This window comes from Actinocrinis puniceicyclus, from assembly GCF_018283645.1.
GTDB classification, from domain to species: Bacteria; Actinomycetota; Actinomycetes; order Streptomycetales; family Catenulisporaceae; genus Actinocrinis; species Actinocrinis puniceicyclus.
Genome location: NZ_JAGSXH010000015.1, coordinates 59,189 through 86,014 on the forward strand (window position 1 = coordinate 59,189; position 26,826 = coordinate 86,014).

General features: G+C 68.7%; 21 protein-coding genes, 1 tRNA gene and 1 pseudogene. 19 read left to right on the plus strand and 4 right to left on the minus strand.

What is annotated here, in order from left to right:
- The first annotated feature begins 87 nt into the window (after window positions 1-87).
- From KGA66_RS06965 to KGA66_RS32020, 3 genes and pseudogenes are all read left to right on the plus strand, one after another.
- Complete coding sequence (locus KGA66_RS06965; RefSeq protein ID WP_211465870.1) at window positions 88-285, plus strand: DUF4244 domain-containing protein; 198 nt, start codon at window positions 88-90, stop codon at window positions 283-285.
- A gap of 77 nt (window positions 286-362) precedes the next feature.
- Window positions 363-704 carry a TadE family type IV pilus minor pilin gene (locus KGA66_RS06970; protein WP_211465819.1) on the plus strand — a complete coding sequence of 114 codons (342 nt, stop codon included), beginning with the start codon at window positions 363-365 and terminating at the stop codon, window positions 702-704.
- Window position 705: 1 nt separating this feature from the next.
- A pseudogene (locus KGA66_RS32020) lies at window positions 706-1,047 on the plus strand (Rv3654c family TadE-like protein); the annotation flags it as partial.
- Here KGA66_RS32020 and KGA66_RS06980 read toward each other — a convergent pair.
- A complete protein-coding gene (locus KGA66_RS06980) occupies window positions 1,030-1,446 on the minus strand; it encodes a hypothetical protein (RefSeq protein ID WP_211465821.1) in 417 nt (138 codons plus the stop codon). The pseudogene KGA66_RS32020 and the gene KGA66_RS06980 sit on opposite strands and share 18 nt — an antisense overlap.
- Window positions 1,447-1,509: 63 nt before the next feature.
- Window positions 1,510-3,933, minus strand: a complete 2,424-nt coding sequence (locus KGA66_RS06985) for a DEAD/DEAH box helicase (RefSeq protein ID WP_211465823.1) — start codon at window positions 3,931-3,933, stop codon at window positions 1,510-1,512.
- A 147-nt stretch (window positions 3,934-4,080) separates the two neighbouring features.
- Between KGA66_RS06985 and KGA66_RS06990 the strand changes: the two genes are divergently transcribed.
- From KGA66_RS06990 to KGA66_RS07040, 11 genes are all read left to right on the plus strand, one after another.
- Window positions 4,081-4,422 (plus strand): anti-sigma factor antagonist, encoded by a 342-nt coding sequence (locus KGA66_RS06990; RefSeq protein WP_211465825.1) that lies wholly within the window; start codon window positions 4,081-4,083, stop codon window positions 4,420-4,422.
- A 91-nt stretch (window positions 4,423-4,513) separates the two neighbouring features.
- Window positions 4,514-5,068 (plus strand): ATP-binding protein, encoded by a 555-nt coding sequence (locus KGA66_RS06995; protein ID WP_211465827.1) that lies wholly within the window; start codon window positions 4,514-4,516, stop codon window positions 5,066-5,068.
- 539 nt (window positions 5,069-5,607) lie between these two features.
- A complete protein-coding gene (locus tag KGA66_RS07000; protein ID WP_211465829.1) occupies window positions 5,608-7,965 on the plus strand; it encodes a sodium-translocating pyrophosphatase in 2,358 nt (785 codons plus the stop codon).
- 172 nt (window positions 7,966-8,137) lie between these two features.
- Window positions 8,138-9,658 carry a DUF7059 domain-containing protein gene (locus tag KGA66_RS07005; protein ID WP_312886794.1) on the plus strand — a complete coding sequence of 507 codons (1,521 nt, stop codon included), beginning with the start codon at window positions 8,138-8,140 and terminating at the stop codon, window positions 9,656-9,658.
- A 213-nt stretch (window positions 9,659-9,871) separates the two neighbouring features.
- Window positions 9,872-12,667, plus strand: coding sequence for a type I DNA topoisomerase (topA, locus tag KGA66_RS07010; RefSeq protein WP_211465831.1), 2,796 nt, complete (start codon window positions 9,872-9,874; stop codon window positions 12,665-12,667).
- A gap of 149 nt (window positions 12,668-12,816) precedes the next feature.
- On the plus strand, window positions 12,817-14,232 hold the full coding sequence (gene tmk, locus KGA66_RS07015) for a dTMP kinase (RefSeq protein ID WP_211465833.1): 1,416 nt from the start codon (window positions 12,817-12,819) through the stop codon (window positions 14,230-14,232).
- Window positions 14,229-15,446 carry a DNA polymerase III subunit delta' gene (locus KGA66_RS07020; RefSeq protein WP_312886795.1) on the plus strand — a complete coding sequence of 406 codons (1,218 nt, stop codon included), beginning with the start codon at window positions 14,229-14,231 and terminating at the stop codon, window positions 15,444-15,446. Before tmk ends, KGA66_RS07020 begins: the two co-directional genes overlap by 4 nt.
- Before the next feature lie 144 nt (window positions 15,447-15,590).
- A complete protein-coding gene (locus KGA66_RS07025; protein ID WP_211465835.1) occupies window positions 15,591-17,150 on the plus strand; it encodes an alpha/beta hydrolase in 1,560 nt (519 codons plus the stop codon).
- 58 nt (window positions 17,151-17,208) lie between these two features.
- A tRNA-Thr gene (locus tag KGA66_RS07030) sits at window positions 17,209-17,282 on the plus strand.
- Between the two features lie 114 nt (window positions 17,283-17,396).
- Complete coding sequence (locus KGA66_RS07035) at window positions 17,397-18,164, plus strand: HAD family hydrolase (RefSeq protein ID WP_211465837.1); 768 nt, start codon at window positions 17,397-17,399, stop codon at window positions 18,162-18,164.
- A gap of 213 nt (window positions 18,165-18,377) precedes the next feature.
- The gene (locus KGA66_RS07040; RefSeq protein WP_211465839.1) at window positions 18,378-19,562 is read left to right on the plus strand and encodes a C40 family peptidase; all 1,185 of its coding nucleotides are present in this window, start codon (window positions 18,378-18,380) and stop codon (window positions 19,560-19,562) included.
- Window positions 19,563-19,596: 34 nt separating this feature from the next.
- Here the strand turns inward: KGA66_RS07040 and KGA66_RS07045 are convergent, their stop codons facing one another.
- Complete coding sequence (locus tag KGA66_RS07045) at window positions 19,597-20,097, minus strand: inorganic diphosphatase (RefSeq protein ID WP_211465841.1); 501 nt, start codon at window positions 20,095-20,097, stop codon at window positions 19,597-19,599.
- Between the two features lie 341 nt (window positions 20,098-20,438).
- On the opposite strand from KGA66_RS07045, the gene KGA66_RS07050 reads away from it, so the two are divergent.
- The 5 genes from KGA66_RS07050 to folE all read left to right on the plus strand — a co-directional run bounded on the left by KGA66_RS07050 (window position 20,439) and on the right by folE (window position 26,416).
- On the plus strand, window positions 20,439-21,587 hold the full coding sequence (locus KGA66_RS07050) for a zinc-dependent metalloprotease (protein ID WP_211465843.1): 1,149 nt from the start codon (window positions 20,439-20,441) through the stop codon (window positions 21,585-21,587).
- Between the two features lie 52 nt (window positions 21,588-21,639).
- Window positions 21,640-22,686 carry a tRNA lysidine(34) synthetase TilS gene (gene tilS / locus KGA66_RS07055; RefSeq protein WP_211465845.1) on the plus strand — a complete coding sequence of 349 codons (1,047 nt, stop codon included), beginning with the start codon at window positions 21,640-21,642 and terminating at the stop codon, window positions 22,684-22,686.
- Between the two features lie 79 nt (window positions 22,687-22,765).
- Window positions 22,766-23,317: a hypoxanthine phosphoribosyltransferase gene (gene hpt / locus KGA66_RS07060; RefSeq protein ID WP_312886796.1), complete on the plus strand. Its 552-nt coding sequence runs from the start codon at window positions 22,766-22,768 to the stop codon at window positions 23,315-23,317.
- 414 nt (window positions 23,318-23,731) lie between these two features.
- Entirely contained in the window at window positions 23,732-25,726 is a 1,995-nt protein-coding gene (gene ftsH / locus KGA66_RS07065) for an ATP-dependent zinc metalloprotease FtsH (RefSeq protein WP_211465847.1), read from the plus strand.
- A gap of 9 nt (window positions 25,727-25,735) precedes the next feature.
- The gene (folE, locus tag KGA66_RS07070; RefSeq protein WP_246507133.1) at window positions 25,736-26,416 is read left to right on the plus strand and encodes a GTP cyclohydrolase I FolE; all 681 of its coding nucleotides are present in this window, start codon (window positions 25,736-25,738) and stop codon (window positions 26,414-26,416) included.
- 169 nt (window positions 26,417-26,585) lie between these two features.
- Here the strand turns inward: folE and KGA66_RS07075 are convergent.
- Window positions 26,586-26,826 (minus strand): hypothetical protein (locus tag KGA66_RS07075; RefSeq protein ID WP_211465849.1); only part of this gene is annotated, 241 nt, incomplete at its 5' end.

A 26,826-nucleotide genomic window follows, 5' to 3' on the forward strand; every position in this document is an offset into this window, starting at 1 on the left:
CTGAGACAACATCCTCTGAGTTAAGGAGTACCTACCGACATGTGCCGCCCCTTACTGCCTGCCGTCGTCGAACTACGTCGCGCCGTAATGCGCGATCACCGCAGAGCCATCGGCCGAACCGCTGGCAGACGCGGTCCCCAGGCGGGGACCACAACAGCGGAGTACGCCATCGGCACCCTCGCGGCCTGTGGCTTCGCCGCTCTCCTCTACAAGATCGTCACCAGCGGTTCGGTCTCGACCCTGCTCTCCGGAATCATCCACAGGGCTTTGGGGGCAGTCGGATGACTCGCCGCTTCGCGATGCACGGACGCCCTCGGCCCGGTGACGCCGTCGAAGGCGGATATATCACCGCGGAAACGGCGATGGTGCTCCCGACCTTGATCGGGCTCGGGTTGGCGCTCGTCGTGATCGTGGTGGCCGCGGCCATACAGTTGCGTTGCGCTGACGCCGCGTGGGAGGCGGCGCGCGGGCTGGCAAGAGGCGAGCCGCCGGACTTCGCTGTGCAATCGGTGCACCGCTTCGGTCCCCCGGGCTCCACGGTCTCAGTGGACGCGGCCGACGGCACGGTGCTCGTACGCGTTTCGGCGGGACTCCCGCTGTCGAGCGCCTTCCTGCCCGCGCTCCACGTGGAAGGACACGCGCAAGTCGCCTGCGAGCCCGCGGCACCGTGTGCGGTCGACGGCCTGAGCGACGTGGGGCGTTGAGATGCGCGATCGCGACGCCGCCGCGGCCCGGGGCCAAGAAGGATCCGCCACAGTCTGGGCGATCGCCATGGTTCTTCTGGTTTCCAGTACGGCGGTCTGCGCTCTGATCTGGATCGGAGCCGTTTCCGCACGGCACCGGGCGGAACGGGCCGCCGACCAGGCCGCCTTGGCCGCCGCCGGCGAGGCGGTGCTGGGCCTGGTCCGACGCGGTGAACCCGACGCTGTGAGGGCTTGCGCGCGGGCGCAAGCCGAGGCCGCCACCGCCGGCGCGGTCGTGAAGTCCTGTGCCTGCGACGTGCTCGACTGTACGGTCACGGTCCGGTTGTCACTGCCGAACAGGTGGTTGTTCGGCCGTGTCCTGTCCGGAGTTGTCGCGGTCACCGCCACTTCCAGAGCCGGCCCGGTCGGCTCCGGGGCGCTCGCCGCCGACGGCGAGACCGAGCAGTCCGGCAAACGCGCTTTGGCCCGCGAAACCGGGTGGTTCAGCCCCGCATTGCACGTCGGCTACCCTCCCGCGCAACATCGCCAGTTGCGCCCCGCGCTCCCGCGATCGGCGGATACCCGCGGTGAGCAGCCAGGCGGCGGCCAGCAGAGCCCAGGTGCAGATAGCTCCGGTCAGGAAGATCTGGGCACTGGTGGTGTGCACCGTCACGCCGAAGAACGAGAGAGTGCCCGGGACGTCGGAACCGGCCACGACACCGCAGGTCAACAGAAGTACGGATCCGATCACCGCTACTGCCACTGCGATCACGGTCACCTGCCTCGGGGACGCCCTGCCGGACTGATACCAGGGAATGACTACCCGTCACCGGTCACCGAGAAGTACGCCAAGCAGGCGAATCGCGCCCGGTTTGTCCAGCGGCTGGTTGCCGTTGCCGCACTTGGGCGACTGGACGCAGGACGGACACCCTGCTGGACACTCGCAGGCGGCGATGGCGTCGCGAGTCGCCGTGAGCCACGCACGCGCCTGGTGGTAGCCGCGCTCGGCGAAGCCGCCGCCGCCCGGAAGCCCGTCGTGCACGAACACGGTCGGCAAGCCGGTGTCGGGATGGCAGCCGGTGGACAGCCCGCCGATGTCCCATCGATCGCACTCGGCGAACAGCGGCAACAGCCCGATCGCGGCGTGCTCCGCGGCGTGCGCGGCGCCGGGAACGTCCGGGGCGGCCAGAGCGGCCTCCGCCAGCGCGCTCGGCGCGACGGTCCACCACACCGCCTTGGTGGCCAGAGTGCGCGCCGGCAGTTTCAGCGGCTCCTCGCCGAGCACCGCGCCGGTCGCGGAATCACGACGCAGATACCCGACCACCTGGCTGGTCACCTCCACCGCACCGAAAGCGAGTCTCACGTGACGGCCCCAATCCTCGAACCGTTCCTGCGCGGTGATCCGCAGCACGCTTGTGTCTCTCGCGTGTGTGGAGTACCCGGGATCCTTGGCCTTGACGACGGCTATAGCGTCATTCAGGTCCAAGCTCTCGACCACGTAGGTCTCGCCCTGGTGCAGATAGACCGCGCCTTCGTGGACCGTGGTGTGGGCCGCTGCGGCGTCAACCTGACCGAGCAGCCGACCTGTCGCGGCCTCAACGATCCGCACCGGGGTTCCTCCGCTGCCGCGCAGGTCGGTCAGGTCCGCCGCGCGCTCCGGACGGGTCCAGTACCACCCTCCCTGCCGCGCCCGCAGCCACCCCGTCCGGCTCAGTTCGGCGGCCAACGCCCCGGCGGTCGGTCCGAACAGATCCAAGTCCGCGGCGGTCAGCGGCAGTTCCGCGGCCGCGGCGCACAGGTGAGACCACAGAACGTAGGGATTGCTCGGATTGAGCACGGTGCTTTCCACCGACTTGCCGAACAGTGCCTCGGGGTGGTGTACGAGATAGGTGTCCAACGGGTCGTCCCGTGCCACCAGGATCGCCAAGGCGTCGCGCCCCGAGCGTCCAGCCCGTCCGGCCTGCTGCCATACGGAACTGCGAGTTCCCGGATAACCGGCGAGCAGCACCGCGTCCAAACCGGCGAGGTCGATGCCGAGCTCAAGCGCATTGGTGGCGGCGACCCCCAGCAGGCGCCCGGAGAGCAGGTCCGCCTCCAGCGCGCGGCGGTCCTCGCGCAGGTAACCCGCACGGTACGCGGCGATTCGGTTCGCCGCCGATCGCTTTGCCGGGGCCGTATCCCGCCCGAGTTCGCCCGTGTGCTCGGTCTCCGCGCGCTGGACGGCCGGCGTGTGCGTTCCCCCGCCGCTGCGGTCCGCCTGTTGGCGGGCGATCAGCGAGACCAGTTCGGCGCCGCGGCGCGATCTGACGAACGCCACCGTGCGCACCTCGTCGCGCACCAGATCCGCGAGCAGGCCGGCACACTCAGCGACCGCGGACCGCCGCACCGGCGCGCCGGCCTCACCACGCCGGTCGGTCAGCGGTGGCTCCCAGAGCGCGAACAAGACCTCGCCGTGCGGCGATCCGTCTTCGGTGATCGGTTCGACCGGCATGCCGATCAGCCGCTCCGCGGCGGCGCGCGGCTCGGCCGTGGTCGCCGAAGCCAGCGCGAACACCGGGTTGGCGCCGTAATGGGCGCACACCCTGCGCAGCCGCCTGATCACTGCGGCCACGTGCGAACCGAGCACGCCCCGGTAGGCGTGGCACTCATCGATGACGACGTACTTGAGGCGGCGAAGGAACGGTGCCCAGCGCCGGTGATCCGGCAGGAGCGTGTAGTGGACCAAGTCCGGATTGGTCAGCGCCAGCACCCCGTAGTCGCGGATCCAGCGGCGTTCCTCGGGCGTGGTGTCGCCGTCGAGGCAGGCGGCCGGGGCCAGGGGAAGATTCAACTGCCGGATGCGGCGGGCCTGGTCCGCGGCCAGTGCCTTCGTCGGGGCCAGATAAAGCGCTGTGGCGCGGCGCGGCACCTGCACGGGTCGGCCGTGAAGGTCTGACGTACCGTCAAGAAGATCTGTCAGCAGCGGAAGGAGGTAACCGAGCGACTTGCCGGAAGCGGTGCCGGTGGCCTGCACGACGTTGCGGCCCGCGTGCAGAAGTTCGGCGGCGGCTACCTGGTGCTCCCAGGGTCGCCCGATTCCGAGTGCCCGGAAGCGCTCGACGGCACGTTGGTCGGCCCAGCCGGGCCAGTCGGCGTGACGGGCCGGGCGCGCAGGTACCCGCTCGACATGTGTCATCGCGTCAGCGCGCTCGGCGCCGCTGACCGAGACAAGTCGGCGAAGGATCTCCTCAGCGGACTTGGTTCGTGGCATCGTGTTCTCCAGGATGCACCTGGAAGAGAAAAAGCCACTCCTCGCGGTGAACCAACCGCATACCGTCGTCAGGTGTGGGCGGGGAGTGATTGAATGCGTACTCACCCCTCGCGGGGAAGTCGCGAACAGGAAAGTGCTGGAGGATCCGTGGATCTGAACCTGTCGACCCGGCACGAAGGTGACCGTACGGTCATCGAAGTGGGCGGCGAGATCGACGTTTACACGGCCCCGAAGCTGCGCGAGCAGCTGGTGGATCTCGTGAATCAGGGCCGCTACCACCTGGTCGTGGACATGGAGGCGGTCGACTTCCTAGACTCCACCGGCCTGGGCGTGCTGGTCGGTGGCTTGAAGCGGGTGCGGGCGCACGACGGTTCGCTGCGCCTGGTGTGCACCCAGGAGCGGATCTTGAAGATCTTCCGGATCACCGGGCTGACCAAGGTGTTCCCGATCCACACCACGGTCGAGGACGCGATCGCCGCTACCGACTGATGCGCGGCCGGGCCGTCCCGCCCGAGCGGCGGGCACGGCCCGGATCCGGCGACGCAATCCACCACCGGAACACCGCGGGAGGACCTTCGTCATGACGGGTGCACACGCCGCCGACTCGCTCACGCCGCTCGATGCTGAGCCCGGCGGCTTGGCGGGGCAGGGCGGCGGAAAGCCGGACTCCAAACAGGCGGGGGGCGGCGCCCCGGTCGTCCTGCGGTTCGCGCCGCTGCCTGAGCATGTCCGTACAGCCCGCCTGGTGGCCGTTGCCTTGGCACGCCGGGCCGGAGTGGAGGACGGCCTGCTGGACGAGGTGCGGCTCGCCGTCGGCGAGGCGTGCTCCCGGGCGGTCGGCCTGCATCGTTCCGCGGCTCCCGCCGTGCCGGTCGTGGTGCGACTGGACGATGGTCGGGAGCGTTTCGGCGTCGAGGTGGTGGACGCGGTCAGCGGCGGCCCTGTACCCAAGCCCGAGGAGGAGGGCGCCGCCGAACAGCTCGGTTCCGAGAGCGGTTTCAGCGATGACGCGGACTCCGACATGGGCCTGGCGGTGCTGCGCGGCCTGGTCGACGACCTCGAAGTAGAGGTGACCGCCAGCGGAGGCGTGATCCGGATGGGCTGGCCGGTGATCACTCCGCACTGGGTGCGCTGAGCCACCGAGGCTGCAAGTGCCCCCGTCAACCTGGGCGGTATCACCGGTTCGGGTGATTCTGCACGCCCGCGCGAAATCGGCCCCTGCTCGGCCGGGGCGGCGGCGAGGAGCGCCATCCGACCGTGCTCATTTTTGAATGGGCCAGGCCGGGCGGCAGGCCGGGTGTGACGACTCAAGCCCATCCGGTGAGACGCTCGTCACACGCCGTTCCGTCTCGAATCCTCACGAGGTGCTGGTATGTACCGGCTGGCGTGCGTAAACTCCGGCCCACCGACCGCACCGTCTCAGCTGGCGGGCGGTCGTTGCGATTGAGAACACGGTGAACCACAGGCTCATGCGAACGACCAGGCCGAAGACGGCTGTCGCGGGTGGCGACGGGAGAGCGGCGCAGCCGTCTCGACCCGGTCAGCTGCGCGCCGCCCCGGCCGGGCCGCCCGTGCGGGCCGCCTAAACCCCCGTACAGGCAGAGGCCGGGCCCGCGTACTTTGGCCGGGTGCTCTGAGACGCGCTCACGGGGTATCCACGTCAAGGAGGACGCAATGCCCCGGCTTTCCGGGCATCACCTGGCAAGCGCCGTCAGTCTCACCGGCGGCAATCTCACCCTGGTCGTCGTTGTCGCGGTCGTCGCTCTCGGGGCGCTCGCCGTGGCCGGCTACCTGGTCCGCGAGGTCCTCGCCGCCGGCGAGGGCAGCGAGAACATGAAACGGATCGCGGCCGCCGTACAGGAGGGCGCCGCAGCCTATCTCGCCCGGCAGTTCCGCACCCTCGGCGGCTTCGCGGTCGTCGCCTTCTTCCTGCTGCTGGCGCTGCCGGCGGACAACTGGAGCGTGCGGATCGGCCGTTCGCTGTTCTTCCTCCTCGGCGCGGGATTCTCCGCGGTGACCGGTTACGTGGGCATGTGGCTGGCCGTACGCTCGAACGTGCGCGTCGCCGCGGCGGCGAACGAGTCCGGGGCCAACCGAGCCACCCGGATCGCGTTCCGTACCGGCGGCGTGGTTGGCATGTTCACCGTCGGCCTCGGCCTGCTTGGCGCGTCGATCGTGGTGCTCGCCTACAAGGACGAGGCACCGAAGGTGCTCGAGGGCTTCGGTTTCGGCGCGGCGCTGCTTGCGATGTTCATGCGAGTCGGCGGCGGCATCTTCACCAAGGCCGCCGACGTCGGCGCGGACCTGGTCGGCAAGGTCGAGAAGAACATCCCCGAGGACGACCCGCGCAACGCCGCGACCATCGCGGACAACGTGGGCGACAACGTCGGCGACTGCGCCGGCATGGCGGCCGACCTGTTCGAGTCCTACGCGGTGACCTTGGTCGCCGCGTTGATCCTCGGCATTAACGCGTTCGGTTCCAAGGGGCTGGTCTTCCCGCTGATCGTGCCCATGATCGGCGTGCTGACCGCGGTGATCGGCATCTTCGCGGTCTCACCGCGGCCCGGCGATCGCTCGGGGATGAACGCGATCAACCGCGGCTTCTTCATCTCGGCGGCAGTCTCCATCGTGCTCGTGGGCATCGCCGCCTTCACCTACCTGCCCAGTTCCTTCGCCGACCTGGTCGCGCACGGCGCGCGTGCCGGAGCGAGCGGCGACCCACGGGTGATCGCGCTGATCTCGGTGGTCATCGGTATCGCGGTCGCGGTGCTCATCCAGCAGCTGACCGGCTACTTCACCGACACCCACTTCCGCCCGGTGAAGGACGTCGGCAAGACCTCGCTGACCGGCCCGGCCACCGTCATCCTCTCCGGCATCTCGCTCGGTCTGGAGTCCGCGGTCTACTCCGCGGCGCTGATCGGTGCGGGTGTCTTCGGCGCCTACCTGCTCGGCGGCGCCTCGATCTGGGTCTCGCTCTTCTGCGTAGCGATGGCTGGTACCGGCCTGCTGACCACGGTCGGCGTCATCGTCGCGATGGACACCTTCGGCCCGGTCTCGGACAACGCCCAGGGCATCGCCGAGATGTCCGGCGACGTCAGCCCTGAGGGCGCCCTGGTTCTCACCTCGCTCGACGCGGTCGGCAACACCACCAAGGCCATCACCAAGGGCATCGCCATCGCCACCGCCGTGCTCGCGGCCACCGCGCTGTTCGGCTCGTTCCAGGACGCCGTCCAGGAGGCCGCGGCCAAGGCCAAGGTGCTGCCGGACCTGGGCAACGAGGCCGTGCGCCAGTACGCGGGCATCCTGAACGTCGCCGACCCGCGCAACCTGGTCGGCCTGCTGGCCGGCGCCGCGGTGGTATTCCTGTTCTCCGGCCTGGCGATCAACGCGGTCTCCCGGGCGGCCGGCGCGGTCGTCTTCGAGGTGCGTCGCCAGTTCGCCGAGATCCCCGGGATCATGGAGGGCACCGGACGTCCCGAGTACGGCCGGGTCGTGGACATCTGCACCCGCGACTCGCTGCGTGAGCTGGTCACCCCGGGGCTGCTGGCGGTGATGGCGCCGATCGCGATCGGATTCTCCCTGGGCGTCGGCGCGCTGGGTTCCTACCTCGCCGGCGCGATCGGCACAGGAACCTTGATGGCCGTGTTCCTGGCCAACTCCGGTGGGGCCTGGGACAACGCCAAGAAGCTGGTCGAGGACGGCCACCACGGCGGCAAGGGCTCACCGGCGCATGAGGCCACCATCATCGGCGACACGGTCGGCGACCCGTTCAAGGACACCGCGGGCCCGGCGATCAACCCGCTGATCAAGGTGATGAACCTGGTCTCGCTGCTGGTAGCCCCGGCCATCGTGGCGATGTCCATCGGCACCAGCGCCAACTCCCCGGCGCGCGCCGCCATTTCCGCAGTCGCCTTCCTGGTGATCATCTGGTCGGTGTGGAACTCGAAGCGCAAGTCGATCGCCGTGAAGGCGGAGGTGCCTGGCCAGGGCAACTCCGCGGACGAGTCGAACGGCGCTGTCGCGCACGTCTGACGCGCCGACAAGGCGCCGCGGGAAGCTCGATACGGCCCGCGAACCCACCGCACGGGGGTTCGCGGGCCGTGCCGTCGAGTGCGCAGGCGCTGGAGGGCACGCGCTTTGGCGCCCCGTCGGCGACGTGCGAAGTGCGCTTCACGCGGACTGGACATTGCATAGAGTGCTGACTGTGACCGAGCTGATGACGGACCCGAGCGTGATCGAGCGGCTGCGTGAGGCGCTGCTCAAGGCTCAATACACAGTGGACGGGTGCCTTGAAGCGCTTGGGCCTATCGCGTACTCCGCGCTGTCACGCAGCGAGTCTGTAGCTGCGTCGCGGGCGGTACGGACGAACGATTCCCCAGTCGCGACTCTGCTCAAGCTCTTCGTGCTTCAGGAGAGCGTCGATCGGTCCGCCGCGGCCCGCGCGCTGCCGCTCGACGACGCACTCGCAGGCGGCCTGCTCGCCGAGGACCGGTTCGACGAGACAGTGCGCGCGCTGGCGGACATACGCCCCTACGGCGAGTCGGATGCGGATTGGTGGCTGGTCTCGGACCTCGGCTCCGGCCTCGTCACCGGCCACAGCTCGCCGATGCGGCCAGACTACGTGCTCGGCGTGGGCGGGGCCTCGACCACGTTGGCGCAACTCACCGTGCGAGAACCGGTGGCCCGGGCACTGGACGTGGGCACCGGCTGCGGCGTGCAGGCCCTGCACCTTTCGCGCCACGCCGACCGGATCGTGGCGACAGACGTGAACCACCGGGCGCTTGCGTTCGCCCGCCTGACCGCCGCGCTCTCGCTTGACACGGACGCTTCGCGCATCGACCTGCGTGCCGGCAGCCTGTTCGAGCCGGTGCGCGAGGAACGCTTCGACCTCGTCGTGTCCAACCCGCCCTTCGTGATCTCCCCGGAATCGGCGCGGGGCGCAGGTCGTTTCGTATACCGTGACGCGAGCCTGCCCGGCGATGAATTGTGTCGGCACTTCCTGGAGCAGGTTCCCGGCTATCTGGCCGAGGACGGCTGGTGCCAGATCCTGGCGAACTGGCTGCACGTCGAGGGAGTCGACTGGCGTGAGCGCGTGGCGCCGTGGGTACGCGCGACCGGCTGCGATGCGTGGGTCGTGCAGCGTGAGGTGCAGGATCCGGCCGAGTACGCGGAGCTTTGGCTGCGCGACTCGGGTGACTACGGCAAGCCCCAGTACATCGAGCTTTATCAGGCGTACCTCGACTACTTCAGCGCGCAGCGTATAGAGGCGGTCGGCTTCGGTTGGATCACGCTGCGCGCCGCCGGAGCCGAGTTGCCGGCGGTGCGCCTGGAGGAGTTGACCGGTCCGATCGAGCAGCCGCTCGGCGCGCTGGTGCCGGACTGGTTCCGCCGGCACGCGTTCGTCCGCGAAACCGAGGACGACGAGTTGCTCGCCAGCACCCCGGCACCCGCCCCGGACCTGGTGCTCGAGCAGGTCGCCCGCCCCTCGGCGGGCGGATGGGAGTCGGTGTCCACAAGGCTGCGGCAGACCACCGGCGTGCATCGCACAGGCGAAATCGACCCGTTCGGCATCGCGCTGCTCGGTGCGCTGGACGGTCAACGAACGCTGGGTGACGTGCTCGATCGCGTCGCCGAAGACCACGGCCTTACCCCGCAGGCGCTGCGCTCCAGCGCACTGGACGCGGTTCGCGCGCTGATCGAGGAGGGCTTCCTGGCGGTGGGCTGAACGGCTGGGCGATTGACTTGTGAACGTAACCACGGCGTCTCTGGGCGTACTCTGGTGTCCGAGTCGCGCTCACGGGGCCGAAGGTATTACTTTCCAGTCGCCCGCGCCTCGCCCAACGGGCGGCGCGACCGAGGCGGGTGATTCTGCTCATGCCGCGAGGGGTATCCCCTCGCGCGTGCGTGGCTTCGAAGAGGACAGGAAGGACGGACGACTGTGCCGCCGAGCAGTAAGGCCCGGAGCGGGACCAGCGCGCCCGCGCGCCGTCTCGTCATCGTCGAGTCACCGGCCAAGGCCAAGACGATCAAGGGCTACCTGGGTCCCGGGTACACCGTCGAGGCAAGCGTCGGTCATATCCGCGACCTGCCGACCACGGACACGAAGCACAAGATCCCGGCGGCGATCGCCAATCAGCCCTGGGCCAAGCTCGGAGTCGACGTGGATCACGACTTCGAGACCGTGTATGTGGTTTCCGACGGGAAAGACGACCAGGTCAGGAAGCTCAAGCAACTGCTCAAGGACGCCGACGAGCTGTATCTGGCCACTGACGAGGACCGCGAGGGTGAGGCCATCGCCTGGCACCTGGAACAGGAGCTGAAGCCCAAGGTCCCGGTGCGCCGCATGGTCTTCCACGAGATCACCAAGGACGCGATCCAGCGTGCCGTGGCCAATCCGCGGCAGATCAACATGCAGTTGGTCAGCGCGCAGGAGACCCGTCGAGTGCTGGACCGGCTGTACGGCTACGAGGTCTCCCCGGTACTCTGGCGCAAGATCACCAACGGTACGTCGGCCGGCCGCGTGCAGTCGGTGGCCACCCGCCTGGTCGTCGAGCGGGAGCGGGAGCGGATGGCCTTCGTGCCCGCCGCGTACTGGGATCTGACCGCCCAGTTCGATACGCAGCGCGAAGGCGACGGCCTCAACTCGGTCGACCCGCACACCATGAACGCGCGTATCGCCTCCGTAGGCGGCGTCCGGGTGGCGCAGGGCCGCGATTTCGGCCCGGATGGCGCGCTGAGGTCCCGTGGCGGGGTCGTCCACCTGGATGAGGCGGCCGCTCGCGCGCTCGCGGCAGCCCTAGCGGACACCGAATTCACGGTGACGTCCGTCGAGAGCAAGCCGTACCGTCGCTCGCCCTACGCGCCGTTCCGCACCACGACGCTTCAGCAGGAAGCGGGGCGCAAGCTCGGCTTCGGCGCCCAGCGCACTATGCAGGTCGCGCAGAAGCTGTATGAGAACGGCCACATCACCTACATGCGCACCGACTCGATCACACTGTCCGAGACGGCGATCACGGCCGCCCGTGCACAGGTGCGGGAGTTGTACGGCGCCGCCTATCTGCCGGACGCGCCGCGTCGCTACGAATCCAAGGTGAAGAACGCCCAGGAGGCGCACGAGGCGATCCGGCCTTCCGGCGACAGCTTCCGTACCCCGGCGCAGACAGGGCTGACCGGCGACGAGTTCCGGCTGTACGAGCTGATCTGGATGCGTACGGTCGCCTCGCAGATGAAGGACGCGACGGGCAGTTCTGTGACCGTCCGCGTCGGCGGAGACGCGGCCGACGGACGCGCGGTCGAGTTCACCGCGTCCGGCAAGATCATCTCGTTCCACGGCTTCCTGAAGGCGTACGTTGAGGGATCCGACGACCCCGACGCCGAGTTGGACGACCGCGAGCGCCGTCTGCCCGCGGTCGCGCAGGGCGACCCTCTGGCCGCGACCGAGATCGAGGCGGAGGGCCACTCCACCAAGGCGCCCGCGCGCTACACCGAGGCGTCCCTGATCAAGGAGCTGGAAGAGCGCGAGATCGGTCGACCTTCGACCTATGCCACGATCATCAACACGATCCAGCAGCGTGATTACGTGTTCAAGAAGGGCACGGCGCTGGTTCCCTCCTTCCTGGCGTTCTCCGTGGTCGGCCTGCTGGAGAAGCACTTCGGCTCGTTGGTCGACTATGAGTTCACCGCGCGCATGGAGCAGGATCTGGACCGCATCGCGCGCGGCGAGGCCGAGCCGGTGCCGTGGCTCAAGCGTTTCTACTTCGGCGACGGTGACGCGCTGGAGGGGCTCAAGGCGCTGGTCACCGACCTCGGCGGGATCGATGCCCGCGAGGTGAACACCTTCCCGATCGGTGAAGGCATCGTGCTGCGCGTCGGCAAGTACGGACCCTACGTCGAGAGGCTCGGCCCCGACGGCTCAACGCTCGCGCGTGCGAACGTGCCCGAGGACACGGCACCGGATGAGCTGACACCTGATGTCGCCGAGGAGTTGTTCTCACGGCCGACCGGCGACAGGGAACTGGGTGTGGACCCGGCGACAGGGCACATGATCGTTGCCAAGGCCGGCCGTTACGGCCCTTACGTCACCGAGATACTTCCCGAAGCAGCACCCCAGCGAACGAAGAAGGGGTCTGGCAAGAACGCGATCAAACCGCGCACCGGCTCCCTCTTCAAGGACATGTCGCTCGATGACGTGGACCTGGACACGGCGCTCAAGCTCATGTCGCTGCCACGGGTCGTCGGCGTCGATCCCGCCTCCGGCGAGGAGATCACCGCGCAGAACGGCCGCTACGGCCCGTACCTCAAGCGCGGCACCGACTCCCGGTCGCTGACCGACGAGGAACAGATCTTCTCGATCACGTTGGACGAAGCGCTCGCGATCTATGCGCAGCCGAAGGCCCGCGGCGCGCGGGGCACGGCCAAGCCGCCGCTGCGCCAGTTCGGCGCGGACCCGGTCTCCGGCAAGCCGATCTCCGTCAAGGACGGCCGTTTCGGCCCGTACGTTACGGATGGCGAGACCAACATCACCGTGCCGCGAGGCACCTCGGTGGAGGAGTTGACCGAGGAGCGGGCGATCGAACTGCTCGCCGAGAAGCGGGCGAAGGGACCGGCGCCGACGAAACGCGCCGCCAAGAAGAGCGCCCCAGCGAAGAAGACGGCCGCGACCAAGAGCACCTCGGCGAAGAATGTCGCGAAGAAGACGGCCGCGACGAAGAAGACGGCCTCGTCGCCCTCCTGAGCGGTGTCGGCCGGCTGCCGCTCACCGATCCGCCACCGCCGTTTCGCCGCCTCGGGCGGCACGTTGTCCGGCCGGTTGTCCGTGCCGAGAAGTAGGCTGTCAACGCGGGATGAGCGGCCGGCTGAAGCGATAAATGGAGGGCGGTCGGGATGCGGGCCAGGCTGAGCCGGATCACGGCCGCGGCGACCGGCGGGTGGCGCCCTTCGGCGGCGCGGCCCTCGGCGCACGCGCTGCCCGGCTGGTTCATCGCGGTCGAGGGCGGCGACGGCGCGGGCAAGACCACGCAGATCGACGCGCTGGCCAGGTGGCTGCGCAAACGAGGCTTCGACGTGGTGACCACCCGTGAACCGGGCGCCACCGTGCTCGGCGCGAAACTTCGCGAGATCCTCCTGCACACGAAGGACCGTGAGCCCGTCGGCGCCCGGGCCGAGGCGCTGCTTTTCGCCGCCGACCGCGCCGACCACGTGGAGAAGGTGGTTCGCCCCGCTCTGGAACGCGGGGCGATCGTGCTCACCGATCGGCATGTGGACTCCTCGATCGCCTACCAGAGCGGCGGGCGCGGCCTTCCGGTCGACCAGATCGCGGCGCTCTCCGAGTTCGCGACCGAGGGGCTGCGGCCGGACCTGGTCGTGTTGCTGGATGTCGACCCGCAGGTCGCCTGGGAGCGGGCGCAGACCCGCGGCGGCGAGCCTGATCGGCTTGAGGCGGAACCCGAGCAGTTCCACGGCAGGGTGCGTGAAGCGTTCCGGTCTCGCGCCGCCGCTGACCCCGACCGATACCTGGTGGTGGATGCGGCGGAGCCGCCCGGTGTCATCATCGCGATCGTGCAGGACCGGCTTGAGGAGCTGCTCCCCCTCTCGTCGCAGGAACAGGCGGAGGCCAGGGCGCGGGAGAAGGCGCTGCGCGAGGCGGAGAAGGCGGAGTTGCGCGAGCGAGAGGCGCGGCTGGCTGCCGAGCGCGCGGAGGCCGAGCGCGCCGAACAGCGGCGGCGGGCCGAGCAGGAGGCCGCGCGGCAGGAGGAGGAACGCCGCCGTGAGCAGGCCCGGCAGGAACAGGCGAGGCGGGCGGCCGAGGAGCGGGCGCGATACGAGAGGCAGAAGGAAGAGGAGCGCCGCCGCGCCGACGAGGAGCGCAGGGAGGAACAACTTCGTGAAGCCGGACGGCGTGAACAGGCCGAGACCGACGCCGAGCATCGGCGGCAGATCGAACTGGCCGTTCGTCAGATAGAGGCGCGAGCCAAGGGCGCGGCACGTGAGCGGGCCGCCCGGGAGTTGCCACCCGGTGCAACCGCGGCCGCGGCCACAGCCGCCAGGAGGAGTGTGGACCAGCCCGGGTCCGAACCCGATGAGGCCGGGAGCGACGTTGCGCAGTCCGATGCATCCGCGTCTGCCGGTATCGACCAGACGGCGGTGCTGCCGGTCGATCTGGAGCCGACCCAGGCTCTCAGCGCGCTGCCTGACGGTCTCAGCGCCGACCGCGGCGGGGTTGACGTCGACGACGACGATGATGATGATGATGCGCCGCGTAGCCGGTGGCATCTGAGTTTGGGCAAGAGGAAACTGTGACGCGGCCGGGTGGCGCCTGGAGCGCGTTGATCGGGCAGCCTGACGCCGTCGAGCGGTTGCACGCGGCGGCGCGGTCGGCTCGGGCGGTGTTGGCCGGTGCTTCCGGCGCGGCCGTGGCGGCCATGACACATGCCTGGCTCTTCACCGGGCCACCGGGATCCGGTAGGTCCACCGCCGCGCGGGCGTTCGCAGCGGCGCTTCAGTGCGCTGATCCTGGTGTCCCTGGATGCGGCGACTGCCAGGACTGTCACACCGCCTTGGCCGGAACGCATCCCGATGTGACCGTCGTCTCGACCGATCAGCTGACCATCGGGGTCGACCAGACTCGGGGACTGGTGCTCGGCGCGGCCATGTCGCCATCCCGCCGCCGCTGGCAGGTCATCGTGGTCGAAGATGCCGACCGGATGACCGAGGGCGCGGCGAACGTGCTGCTCAAGGCGATCGAGGAACCCGCGCCGCGCACCGTGTGGATCCTGTGCGCGCCATCCACTGCGGACATGATCCCGACCATCCTTTCCCGCTGTCGGCATCTCGCCCTGCGCACTCCGTCGCCGGATGCGATCGCGGACGCGCTCAGCGGGACCGAAGGGGTGGACCGTGAACATGCCCGTGCCTTCGCGAAAGCGGCTCAAGGCCATATCGGCCGCACCCGCGCCCTTCTGCTCGACGCCGCCGCGGCGGCCGGACGTGCCGAGGCGCTGAGGCTGCCCACCGAGGTCGGGGATGTGGGGCGAGCGCTGAGGGCGGCGCAGAGCTTGGTCGACGCCGCGGCGGCCGAGGCCAAGGCGATGAGCGACGCGCTCGACGCCAAGGAGACCGAAGAGTTGAAGGTGGCCCTCGGCTATGGCCAGGGCAAGGGATCCGGCAGCGCGCGCGGGGTCGCCGGCTCGGCAGGAATTCTCAAGGAACTGGAGACCAAGCAGAAGCGGCGCGCCACTCGCACCCAGCGCGACGCACTTGATCGAGCGCTGATCGACATAGCCGCGTTTTACCGGGACGTGCTCGCCCAGCAGTTCGATCGTTCAGGTGGGCAGGAACTGCGCCTCGTACACGAGGATCACGCGCGGCAGACCCGCGCCATCGCCGAGAACTCGGACCCTGCGGCCACACTGCGCCGGATCGAGGCTGTGCTGGAGGCGCGCAAGGCCATCGCCGCGAACGTCGCACCGCTGCTCGCTGTCGAGGCGATGGCGCTGACCCTGCGTACCGGCTGACCGTCGTGCTCACCACGGTCGCACTCAGCACGGTCGCGCTCACCACGACGACCGCCGCCGACCACGAGGCCCGCTTGCGCGGTTGACGGCATTGGTTCGGCGTAGCCTTAACGGCGCGGGTCAGGACGACTGAAAGAGGCGCAGATGGCGCAGCGGCTGGGCTTCAACAGACGTGCGGGGCAGGCGGCTCTCGCCGCCGTCTTCGCTGTCACGCTCGCCTCATGCACCGACGCCGGTAGCCGCTCGCTGCCGGTCGCGAGCATTCGCGATTCGACCCCGAACCCCTCCGGCGCACCCAGCGAACTGATCAACTACTACAAGCAGACCATCAGTTGGTCGAACTGCGGCGGCGGATTCCAATGCGGCTCGATCAACGTCCCGCTGGATTACAGCAGGCCGAACGGCACCACCATCCGGATCGCGATCGTGCGCAAGCCGGCCGCCGACGAGACGCACCGGATCGGCTCGCTGCTGGTCAACCCGGGCGGACCCGGCGGTTCTGGTATCGCGTACGCCCGCTCGCCGCGAGTGGTGAGCGCCGCCGTCGCGGCCCGCTACGACCTGATCGGCTTCGACCCGCGCGGCGTGGGTCAGTCCACGGGCGTGCACTGCCTTAACGACAGCCAGATGGACGCCTTCCTCAACCTGCCGCCGGATCCGAGCAGCGCCGGCGAAGTCGCCCAGGAAGCCAGTCAGGCCAAGACCTTCGCTGCGCAGTGTGAGAAGAATTCCGCGGCCCTGTTGCCCTACGTGGGCACCGTCAACGCCGCCCGTGACATGGATGTGCTGCGCGGCGCGCTGGGCGACAAGAAGCTCTACTACCTCGGCAAGTCTTACGGTACCTACCTCGGCGCGACTTACGCCGACGAGTTCCCGCGAAACGTCGGAAGGCTCGTGCTCGACGGTGCGATCGATCCTTCGCTGACGGCCGATCAGCTCAACCTCGCCCAGGCGACGGCCTTCGACGCGGCGCTACGCCAGTTCGCCGTCGACTGCGCGATGCACGCGGGTTGCCCTCTCGGCCGCGATCCTGACACCGCCGGCTTGAGCCGGCTCAAGACCTGGGTGGACGGCCTCGGCGCGCACCCGATCCGTGGCGACGGGACCAGGATGCTGACCGAATCGCTGGCGATGACAGGCATCGCGGTCGCCATGTACGACCAGTCCTGGTGGCCGGACCTGCGTGTGGCTCTCACCTCTGCTTACTCCGGCGACGGCGCCACGCTGCTGACCATGGCGGACGCTTACAACAACCGCGTGAACGGCCACTACCAGGTCAACGAGACCGAGGCCAACTTCGCGGTCAACTGCGTGGACCATCCCGGCGAGGCGACCGGCGTCACCGGCATCGAGCGGGACCTTCCGGCGTACGAGAAGGCCGCGCCCTTCTTCGGCAGCATGGTCGCCTGGTCCTCCCTCCCGTGCGCCTACTGGCCTGCCGCACCCGATGCCACGCCGCACCCGCTGCGGGCCGTCGGAGCGGCGCCGATCCTCGTGGTCGGCACGAACCGCGACCCGGCGACCCCGTACAGTTGGGCACAAGGGCTGGCCTCCCAGCTCAAAAGCGCCACGTTGCTCACTATGGACGGCGATGGCCACACGGCCTATCTGCGCGGCTCGACCTGTATCAACAACGCGGTCGACACCTATCTGATCTACGGGAACGTCCCCGCTGAAGGAACTGTGTGCAAGCAAGGGCGGTAGACCGGCTACACTTGTGCACCGGTCGGTGAGCGCCACATCAGCGAGCCGTGCCAGCATCGCCCCCTTAGCTCAGTCGGCCAGAGCGACGCACTCGTAATGCGTAGGTCATCGGTTCAATTCCGATAGGGGGCTCTGCTCTGACCAGGGCGGGAACCTCGCAACGGGTTCCCGCCTTCGTCGTTCACCGACTGATTTGCCCATGAGTCACGTTCTGGATCTCCGCTCGGCTATCGACGAGGCCGTGCGATGCTCCGCCTGCCGCGCGAAGTGTTGACCGCCCTGCGCCGGGGGCGCATCTCGCCGAATGCGATGATCGGACGCATGGTGGATGCGGTGCTGTTCGATTTCTCTGGGACGCTCTTTCATTGCGAGTCGGCTGAGTCCTGGCTGCGCGCGGCACTGGCACAGGCCGGATTCGCCGCTACGGACGCGGAGGTGGCTACATACGCGGCGCGGCTGCACGAAAGCGGAGGGCAGCCGGGCGGGCACAGCGAGTTCGACGTGCCAGCGCATCTGGCCGACTTGTGGGCGCGGCGGGACCTCACGGCCGATGACCATCGTGCTGCGTATACGGCACTGGTCGAGCGCGCCGAGTTGCCGTGGCCCGGGCTCGCGGACGTCTTGTACGAGCGGCATTGCGCGCCTGAGGCATGGGAGGCATATCCGGACACCATTGCCGTACTCAAGTTGCTGCGGGACCGCCGTGTGCCCGTCGTCGTCGTGTCCAACATCGGCTGGGACTTACGCACCGTGTTCAAGCACTTCAACGTCGATCATCTTATCGCGGGGTACGTGCTTTCGTACGAGGTCGGGATGAAGAAGCCTGATCCGGCTGTCTTCGGGCTCGCGTGCGAGCTTGCCGGGTGTTCGCCCGCGGACGCATTGATGGTCGGCGACAACGCGATCGCCGACGCCGGAGCCGCGGCGATCGGGTGCTCGTTCCGGCTCGTCTCGCACGTGCCAGCTGCGCAGCGTCCCAGGGCCTTGTTGGACGCCGTCGGCGAATGCGGGTAGGAGCGTCGTCCCACCGTTCCACCGTTCCACCGTTCCACCGTCCAGGGCATCGCGCCTGACAGAGCAGCCTGCACGGCAAACTAGCTGACGGTTAATCACACCAAGTCAATGTTTAGGTATGCATGCGAGTGACTTGGTGCGTGTCAGAAGAAATGACCATCTGGTGCCAGGGCACGATCGACGGGATGGACTCGTCGGCCGTGGGAGGTGCTGATGGCTGGTCGTCGGGCGCGCATGCCGCGGCAGCTGTTCTCCGCGCTCGCATGCGCCGGGCTGCTCGGGCTGAGTGTCGAAGGCGCCTACGCCGATCCGGTGTATCCGAGTCAGCACCAGGTGGATCAGGCGCAGCGGGCGGTGCAGCAGGACAAGTCCGCGATCGCGCCGATTCAAGCCCGGTTCGACGCGGCTCAGCGCCAGCTGAGCCTGCTGGTGCGCCAGTCCCAAATCGCGGCCGAGCAGTACGACGCCGCGACGCTGCGCTTGCAGCGAGCGCAGTTGGATGCGCAGATCGCCACTGACCGGCTCGGTAAAGCGCAGCGGCGCTACGCTGACGCACGGTCGGATGTGGGGCGGCTGGCGGCGGCCGCGTACCGAGACGGGGGAGGACTCGGCTCAGTCAGCCTCGTGGTCAACGCGAACGGGCCGGAGCAACTGGCCACCGGCGCTCACATGATCGCGCATCAGGACGCCAACTTGAAGGCGACGCTCCAGGCTGCCGACCAGGCCCGGGAGGATGCTCAGGCGGCGCAGGTCGCCGCGCAAGCCGCAGTGCACAACCAAGCCATGGCGCAGGTCCAGGTCGCTGCGGCAGCACAGGCTGCGCGGGTTGCGGTCGCGACAGAGCAGGTGCAGCTCGCCGCGGTCAGCGCCCGCCGTGATGCGCTGCTCGCTCAGCTCGCCGCGGCCGAGCGCGTCTCCGTGCAGTTGGAGCGGCGGCGGCAGCAGGGTATGGCGGAAGAAGCGGCGCGCCGTGCCGCACAGGCCAAGGCTGTGCAACGCGCTCAGCATGCGTTACCGGCGTACGACGGCTCCGCGGCCGGCCGAGCGTTGGCCTATGCCTACGCACAGCTCGGCAAGCCTTATGTCTGGGGCGCGACCGGCCCCGACACGTTCGACTGCTCGGGTCTCACGATGCGTGCGTGGGAGGCGGCCGGGTTGACGCTGCCGCACTTCGCCGCGTTCCAGTACCAGGCCGGCCACCCGATCGGCTACGGCGAGCTGCGCCCCGGGGACCTGCTGTTCTGGGCCACTGACGCAAGCGACTCCAACACGATCTATCACGAGGCCATGTACATCGGCGGCCAGCGGATGATCCAAGCGCCGCGTTCCGGTGAGAACGTGGAGATCTCGTCCATGTGGATGTGGGGTCCGATCCAGTTCTTCGCCCGACCGGACTGATGCAGAGCCCGCGCGGCCGGTGGCGCCGCCCGGCTCAGTGGCGCTGCGCGTCGGGGCTCTCGGCGAAGCGCAGCCGTGAGCGGCGGATCTCCTCCTCCGCCTCGGTGCGTCCGACCCAGGTAGCGCCCTCGACCGACTTCCCGGGTTCCAGGTCCTTGTACACCTCGAAGAAGTGCTGGATCTCCAGACGGTCGAACTCGGGTACGTGGTGGATGTCGCGGATGTGCTCCACGCGCGGGTCGTTCGCCGGCACGCAGAGCACCTTGTCGTCGCCACCCTTCTCGTCCGTCATCCGGAACATCCCGATCGCCCGGCACAGGATGAGGCAGCCCGGGAAGGTCGGCTCCTCGAGCAGCACCAGCGCGTCGAGCGGGTCACCGTCTTCACCGAGCGTGTCCTCGATATAGCCATAGTCCGCGGGGTAACGCGTCGAGGTGAACAGCATCCGGTCCAGCCTTATCCGGCCGGTCTTGTGATCTACCTCGTACTTGTTGCGCTGGCCCTTCGGAATCTCGATCAGGACGTCGAACTCCATCGTTCCTCCATATGGGGGTGCCCGTCGGGTCGGGGCCACTCGATCGGCGGCGGCTGGCTCTACCGATGGAGTGACCGGGCGTGCCCGCGGTCAAGACGGACGGCTATCGGGGGTATGCCTCGGATGACCAGGCGTACGCAACTAGTGTCCCGTACGCGGATGGGTGCGCGAGACGGAGCCGAGTCGTGAGTGATCAACGCAACACCGGCCGCGTGCCGGATCTTCGGGCGTACCGGCCGCAGCAAGCTGTATGGGCATAATCAAGGACGATCTGGCTCGAGGGCGCGGAATGGCCATCGGTGCGCGCTTTTAGAAGTATCGGTGCGGGATACGTTGAAGGTGTGGCGAGTGAAGAACTGATCGACTGGTCGGTGGCCGAGGCGACCGCGCGACGTCTGGTGCGCCCGGGCCCCGCGGTCGGTCCGCGCCAAGCCGAAGCCGCGGTGGCCGAATTGCGGCGCAGCGCACAGGCCGCTCAAGGGCACGTGCGCAACTTCGCAAAGCTCGACGTGCCGGACGACGGCTCGCCGGTGCTGGTGGTCGACCGCGGCGGCTGGGTGAACGCGAACCTGGAGGCGGTGCAGGAACTGTCCGCGCCGCTTGCCGAAAAGGTCCGGCAGTGGCGCGAGGGGATCGTCCCCAGCGGGCTGCGTTCAGCGGCCGGCGTAGCGGGGGCGAAGCTCACAGGCGTCGAACTCGGCTCATTGCTCGCGTACCTCTCGCACCGGGTGCTCGGCCAGTACGACCCGTTCGGCCCGGGTGACGGTACCGGCCGGTTGCTGCTCGTCGCGCCGAACATCGTGCAGATCGAGCGCGAACTCGGCGTCGACCCCACCGACTTTCGGCTTTGGGTCTGCCTGCACGAGGAGACCCACCGCGTGCAGTTCGGTGCCGTGCCCTGGCTGCGTGAGCACATCCTCGGTGAGATCGGGACCTTGATCGCCGAACTCGAAGTCGAGCCTGCCGTGTTCGTCGAGCGCGTTAAGGCGGTCATTCGAACGGTGATGGGTACAGGCGTCGCTCCGTCCACACGACACGCCGACGTACCGGCCGAACGAGTGGGAGAGGGCGCCGATCCCGTCACCCCCGCTACCGAACTGTCGTTGTTGGATATGGTGCGGACCCCTGCACAGCGGGCTGTCATCGAACGGCTGACCGCCGTTATGACGCTGCTTGAGGGACACGCCACCTACGTGATGGACGGGGTCGGCCCGCTGGTCGTACCGTCGGTCGCGGAGATCAGCCGGGAGTTCGGCCGCCGCAGGTCGAAAGCTCGGCTGCGGCCGGAGGCGCTGCTGCGCAAGCTGCTCGGACTCGACGCGAAGATGAGGCAGTACCGCGACGGCGAGCGCTTCGTGCGCAGCGTCGTGGACGAAGCCGGTATCGACGGCTTCAACCGCGTGTGGACCTCGCCGAACACCCTCCCGACCCAGGCGGAGATCGGCGATCCGGCCGCGTGGATCCGACGGGTTCCGCTGCGCCGCGGCTGACGGGCCGCGACGGCGGCGGTCCGTCACGGCCGACTTTGAGGAGTGGTCAGCTATGGGACCGGTGCCCGCGGTAGCCGCGATACGTCTGGCGGTACGTCAGACGTTGAAAGACCATCAGCCGGGCGACCTGGTGTTGGTCGCCTGCTCCGGCGGCGCGGATTCCCTCGCGTTGGCCTGCGCGGCGGCATTCGTCGCCCCCCGGATGGGCCTGCGCTGCGGAGCGGTGACGGTGGATCACGGGCTGCAGGACGGCTCTGGGCGGCGAGCCGACGAGGTTGTCAGGCTGTTGCGCCAGCGCGGGCTGGCGCCGGTCGAGTCGGTGGCGGTGGTGGTCGGCCGGGAAGGCGGCCCGGAGGCCGCGGCCCGTACTGCCCGATATCAAGCGCTCGACCACTGTGCCGAGCGGCTCGACGCCAAGTCGGTTCTGCTCGGGCATACCAGGGACGATCAGGCCGAGACCGTGCTTCTCGGGCTTGCCCGCGGTTCCGGTGCCCGGTCGCTGGCAGGCATGCCGGCACGTTTCGGCCCGGGAGACAGGTATCGCCGGCCTCTTCTGGAGAAGGCCCGCTCGGTGACCGAAGAGGCATGTATGGCCGAGGGCGTCGTTCCGTGGCGTGATCCGCACAACGCCGATCCCGCCTACACGCGTTCCCGCATCCGCCATTGGCTTCTGCCTGCCATCCATGAGGCGTTGGGCCCGGGCATGCCGGAGGCATTAGCGCGTACCGCGCGCATGCTGCGTGAAGACACTGAAGCCCTGGATCAGTGGGCCGCGAGCGCGCTGGAGGATTGTCGTCACGCGCAGGGCGGTCTGGACACGGCCCGGCTCGCAGGGCTCCCGACGGCCGTTCGGCGCCGCGTAATACGGCTGGCTGCGCTTGGCTCGGGCGCACCTGCCGGCACGTTGGCCGCTGTACACATCGAGGCCGTCGACGCTCTTGTGACCAACTGGCGCGGGCAGGGCCCGCTGCACCTGCCCGGGCCGGTCGTCGTGCACAGGGCTGATGGCAGACTGGCTTTCGGCGAGCGGACCCTGGACGGTCTCGACGCGGTGACGACGCGTAGCGGGCAGCACCCGTGCGCGGCAACGCCGGTGTGACCGACGTTTCCAGCGGCGACCTGCTGTTGGGCGCCCGCCGCCGACCCGGTTGCGCCGACAACACGAGGAGACTGCCGCGGTGGACGAGAAGGACATGGGCCCCGACCTGGAGCGGGTGCTTCTTGGCCAAAGCGAGTTGGCGGAGGGGATCGCCCGGCTCGCCGCTGAGATCGACGCGGACTACAACGGCAGGGAGTTGCTGCTGGTCGGGGTGCTCAAAGGCGCCGTGATGGTGATGGCGGATCTTTCCCGAGCGTTGCACCGGCCGGCAACGATGGACTGGATGGCCATCTCCTCGTACGGCGCGGGCACCAAGTCTTCGGGTGTCGTGCGCATCCTCAAGGATCTCGATGCCGACATCGCAGGCCAGCATGTCCTGGTGGTCGAGGACATCATCGACTCCGGCCTGACGTTGTCCTGGCTGCTGTCGAACCTGCGGTCACGCAACCCGGCCTCGCTGGAGGTGTGCACCCTGCTACGCAAGCCGGATGCCGCCAAGGTCGAGATCGACGTGAAGTACGTCGGCTTCGACATCCCCAACGAGTTCGTCGTGGGCTACGGCCTGGACTTCGCCGAACGGTTTCGGAATCTGCCGTTCATCGGCACGCTCGCCCCGCATGTGTATTCGTGATCGGTTGTTGGTGGGCGGGCGTGCCGGTGGACCGTTGGGCGCTGTATCGGCACGCTCGCCCCGCGCACGTCTCCTGGTTACGAGCACTCGCGGCGGGCCCGTGATCCACACGGTTCGATCCGGTCTCGTGGCGTCGTAGCGCGGTTGCAGGCTTCCTTGGCCTGCTGCGGAGCAACTCGGGAACGCACGCACCGCGTAGGATCGTTGGCACAGTGTTGGTCGCCTCAGCGTCGGACGCCGTTGGCTTCGGTCTGACCCTTTTGGGGACGGTTGAGCGAACGGAGAGGGGCAACCGGCCGCTGCTGGGTAGTAGTACCGCTCAGTAGAGGTCAGTGCAGCACCAGCAAGCATCAGTTCAGCAGTACTCACCAGGGACGAGCCGGCGAGAAGGGACGGGGCTGGAAGCCCCGGACGATGGACGTGAAGCGTATTTTCCGTGGCCCAGCGATCTGGGTCGTGCTGGCCGTGCTCGCAGTGCTGGCCGTGATGAACATCGTGTCCTCGGGGGGCGGAGCCACCTCGGTGGACACCTCGAAGATCATCTACGAGATCACCCACAACCAGGTCAAATCGGCCCAGGTGACCACAGGGTCGAGCCAGTCGGTGCAGGTGACCCTGAACGACGGCACCAAGCAGATCGCCACCTACCTCAACGACCGGCAGGGCGAGGACATCACCAAGCTCCTCGACGAGCAGGTGGGCGCCGGGCATCTGGCCGACGGCTACAACGTCGTGCAGTCCAAGCAGCCGTGGATCATCTCGGTGCTGGTCACGCTGTTGCCGTTCGCGCTGCTCGTGATCGTCTTCCTGTTCCTGATGAATCAGATGCAGGGTGGCGGCTCCCGGGTGATGAACTTCGGCAAGTCCCGGGCGAAGATGATCACCAAGGACACGCCGAAGACCACCTTCGCGGACGTCGCCGGGGTGGACGAGGCGATCGAAGAACTCCAGGAGATCAAGGACTTCCTGGAATCGCCGGCCAAGTTCCAGGCGATCGGGGCGAAGATCCCCAAGGGCGTGCTGCTCTACGGTCAGCCCGGCACCGGCAAGACCCTGCTCGCGCGGGCGGTCGCCGGGGAAGCCGGGGTGCCGTTCTTCTCGATCTCCGGCTCGGACTTCGTCGAGATGTTCGTCGGCGTCGGCGCATCCCGGGTGCGTGACCTGTTCGAGCAGGCCAAGGCGAATGCTCCGGCGATCGTGTTCGTGGACGAGATCGACGCGGTGGGCCGTCACCGCGGCGCGGGACTCGGCGGCGGCCACGACGAGCGTGAGCAGACCCTCAACCAGTTGCTGGTCGAGATGGACGGCTTCGACGTCAAGGGCGGCGTCATCCTCATCGCAGCCACCAACCGTCCGGACATCCTGGACCCGGCGCTGTTGCGGCCCGGCCGCTTCGACAGGCAGATCGCCGTGGACGCCCCGGACCTCAACGGCCGCCAGCAGATCCTGCAGGTGCACGCCAAGGGCAAGCCGCTCACGCCGGATGTGGACCTGATGGCCGTGGCCAGGCGTACCCCCGGTTTCACGGGCGCCGACCTGGCCAACGTGCTCAATGAGGCCGCGCTGCTGACCGCCCGCACCGACAAGAAGCTGATCGACAACGGCGCGCTGGACGAGGCGATCGACCGAGTCGTCGCCGGGCCGCAGAAGCGCACTCGGCTGATGAGCGACCACGAGAAGAAGATCACCGCGTACCACGAGGGCGGGCACGCCCTGGTCGCGCACGCGCTGCCGAACACCGACCCGGTGCACAAGGTCACCATCCTGCCGCGCGGCCGCGCCCTCGGATACACCATGGTGCTGCCGGACGAGGACAAGTACTCGACGACGCGCAACGAACTTCTCGACCAGCTCGCCTACGCACTCGGCGGCCGGGCTGCCGAGGAATTGGTGTTCCACGACCCGACCACCGGCGCGGGCAACGACATCGAGAAGGCCACCAAGCTGGCCCGAGCGATGGTCACCCAGTACGGCATGACCGAGCGCCTCGGCACGATCAAGCTCGGCCAGGACAGCGGCGAGGTCTTCCTCGGCCGCGACATGGGCCACCAGCGCGACTACTCCGAGGAGGTCGCCGCGATCGTCGACGAGGAGGTCAAGAAGTTCATCGAGACCGCCCACGACGAGGCATGGGAGGTCCTGGTGGAGAACCGCGACATCCTCGACCGCCTGGTGCTGGAACTGCTGGAGAAGGAGACCCTGGACAAGGCGCAGATCGCGGACATCTTCAGGGATGTGCGGATGCGCCCGGCGCGCCCGGCCTGGACCGGCTCGACCCGGCGGGTACCTTCGGACCGGCCGCCGGTGAAGACGCCGAAGGAACTGGAGCTGGCCAACGGCAGCTTCAACGTCAACGGCGGCGGCTCGTTCACCGACCTGCCCGGGCAGAGCGGACTCACGGGCGGTTAATCTGCGGGTATGAGCGATCACGAAGTCTCGATGACTGCGTCCGCGCCCGGACGTTCCGGGGTGGACGCGGTGTCGCTGCCCGGCGAACCGGAGCTTGACCCTCCGGACGCCGGGCGCGCGGTCGGGCCGTTCGACGAGCCTCGGGCTCGTGCCGCGATCCGCGAGCTGCTGCTCGCGATCGGGGAGGACCCGGACCGCGACGGCCTGCGGGATACGCCGGCACGGGTGGCGCGGGCCTACCGGGAGATGTTCGCGGGATTGCGGCAGGCTCCTGAGGATGTGCTGGCCACCACCTTCGACCTCGGTCACGACGAGATGGTCCTGGTTAAGGACATCGAGCTCTACAGTTGCTGTGAGCATCACCTTGTTCCGTTCCACGGAGTGGCCCACGTCGGATACATTCCTTCGGTGGACGGGCGTATCACCGGTCTGTCGAAACTCGCCAGGTTGGTGGACGTCTACGCCAAGCGCCCGCAGGTCCAGGAACGGCTGACCACCCAGGTCGCCGATGCCCTGGTGCGGATCTTGCAGCCCCGCGGGGTCATCGTGGTAGTGGAGTGCGAGCACCTGTGCATGTCGATGCGAGGGATACGGAAGCCCGGCGCGAAGACGGTTACGTCGGCGGTGCGGGGGATGCTGCGTTCCTCCGCGACACGCGCGGAGGCGATGAGTCTCATCCTGGGTCGCTGAGGAACGAGGCGGGCCCGGGATCATCGGCGCAGTCTGGGTCGCTGAGGAACGAGGCGGGCCCGGGATCATCGGCGCAGTCTGGGTCGCTGAGGAACGAGGCGGGCCGGGGATCATCGGCGCAGTCTGGGTCGCGAAGTGGTACCGAATCGGCCGGTGCCGGTGCTCCGGGTCACGGATCGTCAGCGCCATGGTCTGACACAGCGTCGGAAGGTGCACAGGCCATGGACGAGAGCGCCACGAGCCCGGAAAGCCGGCCGAAGCGAACGCGATCCGGCGAGCGCGCCGCGGCCGAGTCCCCCCAAGCGCCGGCCTCGGCCGGTGACATGGATGACGAACCGTCGAAGCCTTCCCCCGAATCCGTCACGGCGCCGGCCTCGACCACAGCCACAGCCTCGACCACGGCCCCAGCC